Here is a 2,320-nt window from a genome sequence, read left to right as displayed (position 1 = left end):
CCATTGCCGAAGCTGCGGCCCGCGCTGCCGCACCGCCGCCGCCGGCTCGCGCTGCGGTCGGGGCTGCCGCGCCAGCTGCCGCCGCGAAGCGCAAGCTCAGCTACAAGGAGCAGCGCGAGCTGGCCGAGCTGCCCGCGCGCATCGAGGCGCTGGAAGCCGAGCAAGCCCGGCTGAGTGCCGAAATCGGCGGGACCGCGCTGTACACCGAAACGCCGCAGCGCATCGCCGAGGTCACCGGCCGCCACGCGGCGATCGACGAAGAGTTGATGGGGTTGATGGAGCGCTGGGAAGCGCTGTCGAGCCGCGCCTGACAAGCTGCCGCTGTGGTATGGGTGGTCCGTACTTTGACTACATGAAAACTACAGCCAATGGCTCAATCCGATGATTGATGCCTGCGGGTTAGCGCTAGAGCGGGTAACTCTGGACGGCGAACGGGTTGTGCACTGATCAGGTGCTCACTACGATTCGCCGCTAGTTTTACTACCTGCCTGCGGCTCGCGATGCCTTCATCGCGTGCGCCCGTGCCGCAACTTGGGGCAGCTCTTGGTCGGCGCACGTCCGAGTCGGCGAGGTCCAGCATGAAGTTGGGAAGCAGTGGGCGAGGGTGGCGGCGCTGGGGTGCCGCCTGCGTGACGGTGTTGGGGTTGGCGGCGGGCCTGTGGGCCGGCCCCGCGGCTGCCGCGATCGACGCGTTGACCTTGGGTGGCCGCTATGACGGTGCCCAAGCCAACATCAACTTCCGCGTCTACTCGTCGCGCGCCACGCGCATCGAGGTCTGGATCTACAAGACGGCTTCGGGCGCGCAAGAGAAGGTCAAGTACGTGATGACCAAGGATGCCGGGACCAACGTCTGGTCCAAGACGGTGTCGGTCGCTACCTTGCAAACCACCTACGGCATCACCGGCCCGGTCTACTACGGCTACCGCGCCTGGGGCCCGAACTGGCCCTACAACAGCGGCTGGGTCAAGGGCAGCGGCACCGGCTTCTTGAACGACGTCGACGGCAGCGGCAACCGCTTCAACCCGAACAAGCTGCTGCTCGACCCGTACGCCCGCGAAGTCAGCCAGGACATGGTCACGCCCAGCTGCGCAGACGGCACGCTCTACGCCTCGGGTGCGACGCACCGCAACAAGGACAGCGGCGCCTGCGCGCCCAAAGGTTTGGTGCTGGCGGCCGACACGCAGTCCACCGGCACCAAGCCGACGCGCGCCTTCAAAGACGACGTGGTCTACGAGGTCCATGTGCGCGGCCTGACCAAGAACGACAGCAGCGTCGCCTCGGCACTGCGCGGCACTTACGCCGGCGCAGCGGCCAAGGCTTCGTATCTGGCCGGGCTGGGCATCACCGCGGTCGAGTTCCTGCCGGTGCAGGAAACGCAGAACGACACCAACGACGTCGACCCCAACAGCGCCGACGGCGACAACTACTGGGGCTACTCGACGCTGGCTTTCTTTGCGCCGGATCGCCGCTATTCGAGCGACAAGACCGCCGGCGGCCCAACGCGCGAGTTCAAGGCCATGGTCAAGGCCTTCCACGACGCCGGCATCAAGGTCTACATCGACGTGGTCTACAACCACACCGGCGAGGGCGGCGCATGGGGCGGCACCGACGGGTTGACGGTCTACAACGTGCAGTCCTTCCGCGGGCTCGACAACCCGACCTACTACTCGCTAACGAGCAACTTCCAGTACTCGTGGGACAACACCGGCGTTGGCGGCAACTACAACACCCACAACCCGACCGCGCAGAACCTGATCGTCGACTCGCTCGCCTACTGGCGCAACACGCTCGGTGTCGACGGCTTCCGCTTCGATCTCGCCTCGGTGCTGGGCAACACCTGCGAGCACGGCTGCTTCAACTTCGACAAGATGGACAGCGGCAACGCGCTGAACCGCATCGTCAACGAGCTGCCGCCGCGGCCGGCCGGTGGCGGCAGCGGCCCCGACCTGATCGCCGAGCCGTGGGCGATTGGCGGCAACTCGTACCAGGTCGGCGGCTTCCCGACCGGCTGGGCCGAGTGGAACGGCAAGTTCCGCGACGCGATGCGCAAGGCACAGAACAAGCTCGGCATGGACGTGGTGACCACCGGTGAGCTGGCGTCACGCTTCGCCGGCTCGTCAGACCTTTATGGCGACGATGGCCGCAAGCCCTGGCACTCGGTCAACTTCATGGTCGCGCACGACGGCTTCACGCTGCGCGACCTCTACGCCTACAACAGCAAGGTCAACAACCAGGCCTGGCCGTATGGGCCGTCCGACGGCGGCGAAGACAACAACAACAGCTGGGACCAGGGTGGCGACGCCTATGCACAGCGTCGCGC

At 66.3% G+C, this 2,320-nt stretch carries 1 protein-coding gene and 1 pseudogene; both read left to right on the top strand.

Annotated features, from left to right (window positions below; genetic code table 11):
- Nucleotides 1-311: pseudogene (locus AC1DYI_RS33085) on the top strand (ABC transporter ATP-binding protein); the annotation flags it as partial.
- A 267-nt stretch (nt 312-578) separates the two neighbouring features.
- Nucleotides 579-2,320: alpha-amylase family glycosyl hydrolase (locus AC1DYI_RS33080; protein ID WP_477208347.1), on the top strand; the 1,742-nt coding region annotated here is incomplete at its 3' end.

This window comes from Ideonella sp. P3_A4 (assembly GCF_056403075.1).
Note: the sequence above shows the minus strand (reverse complement) of the source record. Positions and strands in the feature narration are given on the sequence as shown.